Annotated in this window: 1 pseudogene; it reads left to right on the top strand. The window is 75.7% G+C overall.

The annotated features are described in order from the left end of the window. Nucleotides 1-4,763, top strand: a pseudogene (locus CD790_RS35435) (SDR family NAD(P)-dependent oxidoreductase); the annotation flags it as partial.

Below are 4,763 nucleotides of genomic sequence, written 5' to 3'. Positions count from 1 at the left end.
CTGGCCTCGTGCCGAGCGGCCTCGCCGGGCCGGTGTCTCGTCCTTCGGCGTCAGCGGCACCAACGCCCACGTCATCATCGAACAGGCCCCGGACGACCCCGTCGTGGAGTCCACCCCGGCGGAGCCTTCCTCACCGGTGGTGCCGTTCGTGCTCTCCGCACGCTCGGAGGGGGCGCTGCGCGGGCAGGCACGCAGGCTGCGGGAGTTCCTCGCCGACCACCGCGCACTGCCCGACGTGGCCCACTCCCTCGCCACCGAGCGCTCCACGTTAGAACGCCGCGCGGTGATCGTCGCCGAGGACCACGACGGGATCGAGCGCGGCCTGGACGCCCTCGCCGCCGGCACCCCGGCTCCCGAACTGGTGGAGAGCCCGGCCGAGCCCGGATCCGAAGAGCCCGCCGTGGCGGTGCTCTTCACCGGCCAGGGGACGCAGCGCATCGGCATGGGACGCGAGCTGTACCCGGCGTTCCCCGCCTTCGCCGACGCCTTCGACGCCGTGTGCGCCGAGTACGCCACGGTGGACGGCCCCGACGTGCGGAAGCTCCTCCTCGCGGACGACACGTCCGCTCTCGACGCGGCCGCCTCCGGGGAGTGCGCGCGCACCGAACTCGCCCAGCCCGCGCTCTTCGCACTCGAAGTCGCGCTGTACCGGCTGGTGGAGAGCTGTGGGATCACCCCCCGGTATCTGCTCGGGCACTCCGTGGGAGAGCTGGCCGCCGCGCATGTGGCGGGTGTGCTCTCGCTGGCGGACGCGGCGCGCCTGGTGGTGGCCCGCGGCCGGCTGATGCAGGCGCTCCCCGAGGGCGGGGCGATGGTCGCGGTCGAGGCGTCGGAGGGCGAGGCTCGGCTGCTGCTGGCGGAGGCCGATCCGGCCGATGAAGCCGGCCGTCCGCTGAGCGCCAGGGTGGGGCTGGCCGCGGTGAACGGCCCGCGTTCGGTGGTGCTGTCCGGAGACGAGGACGTCGTGCTGGCACTGGCCGGCCGCTTCGAGGAGCGCGGTCGCCGCACCCGACGGCTGCGGGTCAGCCACGCCTTCCACTCGCCCCGCATGGACGCGATGCTCGAGGACTTCCACCGGGTCGCGGCCTCCGTGACGTACCACCCGCCGCGCATCCCGGTCGTCTCGAACGTGACCGGCGCCCCGCTGCCCGCCGAGGAGTTCCGCACCCCGGAGTACTGGGTGCGCCACGCTCGCGCGGCGGTGCGCTTCGGTGACGGCATGGCGTGGGTGCGCTCCCAGGGGGTGCGCACCTTCCTGGAGCTCGGGCCGGACGGAACGCTGTGCGGCATGGCGCAGACGGCTCTCGCCGCCGCGGACGCGCCGGAGTCGGCCGAGGAGCGAGGCCCGGCAGAAGAGGGGGCTTCGGAAGCCGAGGATGTCGTCCTGGTGCCGGTCCTGCGCCCCGACCGCGCCGAGTCCCGGACCTTCGTCACCGCCCTCGCGCGGCTCTTCGTCTCGGGTGTGCCGGTCGACTGGGCGGCGGCCATGGGGTGGGTCGCGCCCGGAGTGCGGGGGAGCGTGCCCCTGCCGACGTACGCCTTCGAGCGGGAGCGGTACTGGCTGGACGCCGGCGCGGGGCACGGGACCGGCGCGTCGGCCGCGGGTGCGGGTCCGGGCGGCGCCGAGGGGCCGCTGTGGGAGGCGGTGGAGCGCGGCGATGTGTCCCGTGTGAGCGCCCTGCTCGGGGTGGACGAGGGGGCCTCGTTGGGGACCCTGGTGCCCGCGCTGGGCTCCTGGTGGCAGGGGTGTCGCGACCGTGGCGCGGTGGACCGGTGGCGCTACCGGGAGGTGTGGCGGCCGACAGGCGCCGGAGGCCCCGGAGTGCTGACGGGGCGTTGGCTGGTGCTGGTCGCGGACGGCGCGGACGGGGGACCGGTCGTCGCCGGGCTGGAGCGTGCCGGGGCGCGGGTGACGGCCGTGCCCCTGCTCGAGACGCCCGCCGACCGCGGAGCCCTGGCCGAGCGGCTGACCACCGGACCGGACCTGTCGAGCCCCGACGGCGGGCTCGGCGGGGTGCTGTTGCTGGTCGGTGGCGCCCCGGCCCCCGGGGCGCTCCTTCTGGCGACGGCCCAGGCGCTGGCCGATCTGGACATCACGGCCCGACTCTGGTGCGTCACCAGCGGCGCCGTCTCGGTGGGCGCGGCGGACGAGCCGGTGTCGCCGGGGTCCGCCCACGCCTGGGGTCTGGGCCGGGTGGTCGGCCTGGAGGCCCCGGAGACGTGGGGCGGGCTGGTGGACCTCTCCGCGGACCCGGACGCACGCGCGGTACGGGGCCTGGTGGCGGCGCTCGGTGGAGGCGAGCGGGAGTCCGCGGTGCGCGCGTCGGGGGTCTACGGACGCCGTCTGGAGCGCGCCCCGCTGGGCGAGGCGCCGCCCGGGCACCCATGGCGACCGCGCGGCACCGTGCTGATCACCGGCGGTACGGGCGGGCTCGGGGCGCACGTGGCCCGCTGGCTGGCGGGTCGCGGCCCCGTCCATCTGCTGCTGCTGAGTCGGCGCGGCGCGGACGCCGACGGGGTCGCCACGCTCCGGGAGGAACTGACCGGACTGGGCGCGACGGTGACCGTGACGGCCTGCGACGTGGCCGACCGCGCCGCGCTCGCGCAGGCCCTCGCCGACGTCCCCGAGGACGCCCCGCTGACCGCCGTGGTGCACGCGGCCGGCGCCCTGGACGACGGCGTGGTGGCCACGCTCACCCCCGAGCGGCTGGAGGCGGCGCGGCGGGCCAAGGCCGTCGGGGCCTGGCATCTGCACGAGCTGACGCGCGACGCCGACCTGTCGGCCTTCGTGGCGTTCTCGTCGGCGGCCGCCACCTTCGGCTCGGTGGGCCAGGCCGGCTACGCCGCGGCCAACAGCGAACTGGAGGCGCTGATCCGGCATCGCCGCGCCCTTGGACTGCCCGGCCTCGCCGTGGCGTGGGGCGCCTGGGCCGGGGGCGGCATGGCGGACGCGGCCGTCAGCGCCGCCGCTGGCACCGCCACCGGCACCGGCGCCGACGTGGACCGTCTGCGCCGCCGCGGCATGGCGGCCATGGACCCCCGGCTGGCGCTGGAGGCGCTGGGCCGTGCGCTGGACCACGACGAGACCTGTGTGACCGTCGCGGACATCGACTGGCGGGCCTTCGTCGAGCACGCGTCCGCCGCCGGCCCCGACCCGCTGATCGACGGCATCCCCGAGGCGCGGGCGGCCTGGGAGGCCGCGGGGGCCGGCTCGGGCGAGCCCGCCGGGTCGCTACGAGGACGGCTGGCCGGGCTGGAACCGGCCGCGCAGCGGCGCGCGCTGGTGGAGCTGGTCCGCGCCCAGGCCGCCGCCGTCCTCGGCCATGGCACGGCCGCCGGGGTCCCGGCCGAGCGGGCCTTCCGGGAGCTGGGCTTCGACTCGCTGACCGCCGTGGAGCTGCGCAACCGGCTGAACCTCACGACCGGGCTGCGGCTGCCCGCCACCGCGGTGTTCGACCACCCCCACCCCACCGCGCTCGCCCACCACGCGTGGGAACGGCTCTTCGGCGCCGCGCCGGCCGCCGCCGGGCCCCCGGCCGCCGAGCACCGTCCGGCGGTGACGGACGAGCCGATCGCCGTGGTGGGGATGGCCTGTCGGTTCCCGGGTGGGGTGGGCTCGCCGGCCGAGTTCTGGGAGTTGCTGGCGGCGGGCGGCGACGCCATCGCCGGCCTCCCCGTCGACCGTGGCTGGGACGTCGAAGCGCTCTACGACCCCGACCCCGAACGGCCCGGGACCACGTACACCCGGGAGGGTGGGTTTCTGTATGACGCGGCGGAGTTCGATGCGGGGTTCTTCGGGATCTCGCCGCGTGAGGCGTTGGCGATGGATCCGCAGCAGCGGTTGTTGTTGGAGACGTCGTGGGAGGCGTTGGAGGGGGCGGGGCTGGATCCGGCCGGGCTGCGCGGCAGCCGCACCGGCGTCTTCGCCGGGATCGCCCAACAGGACTACGTCGACCTGCTGCGGCACGGCGGCGAGGACCTCGAAGGCTTTGCGATGACCGGCGTCTCCGGCAGCGCGCTGTCCGGTCGCCTCTCGTACAGCTTCGGTTTCGAGGGGCCGGCGGTGACGGTGGACACGGCGTGTTCGTCGTCGTTGGTGGCGTTGCATCTGGCGTGTCAGTCGTTGCGGTCGGGGGAGTGCTCGCTGGCGTTGGCGGGTGGGGTGACGGTGATGTCCACGCCCGGGGTGTTCGTGGAGTTCTCCCGGCAGCGCGGGCTCGCCCCCGACGGCCGGTGCAAGCCCTACGCCGCCGGGGCCGACGGCGTCGGCTGGTCGGAAGGCGTCGGCATGCTGCTGGTCATGGGTTGACGGCGCCGAACGGTCCGTCGCAGCAGCGGGTGATCCGGCAGGCGTTGGCGAACGCGGGTGTGGCGGCTGCCGAGGTGGATGCGGTGGAGGGGCACGGGACGGGGACGAGGCTGGGTGATCCGATCGAGGCGCAGGCGATTCTGGCGACCTATGGGCGGGATCGTTCGGCGGAGAGCCCGTTGTGGTTGGGGTCGGTGAAGTCGAACATCGGGCATACGCAGGCGGCGGCGGGGGTCGCCGGTGTGATCAAGATGGTGTTGGCGCTTGGGCATGGGGTGTTGCCGCGGAGTCTGCATGTCGATGAGCCGACGCCGCATGTCGACTGGTCGACGGGCGAGGTGCGGCTGCTGAGCGAGCCGGTCGCCTGGCCTCGTGCCGAGCGGCCTCGCCGGGCCGGTGTCTCGTCCTTCGGCGTCAGCGGCACCAACGCCCACGTCATCATCGAACAGGCCCC

The organism is Streptomyces sp. SAJ15, assembly GCF_007595705.1.
In the GTDB taxonomy this organism is placed as follows: domain Bacteria; phylum Actinomycetota; class Actinomycetes; order Streptomycetales; family Streptomycetaceae; genus Streptomyces.
Note: the sequence above shows the minus strand (reverse complement) of the source record. Positions and strands in the feature narration are given on the sequence as shown.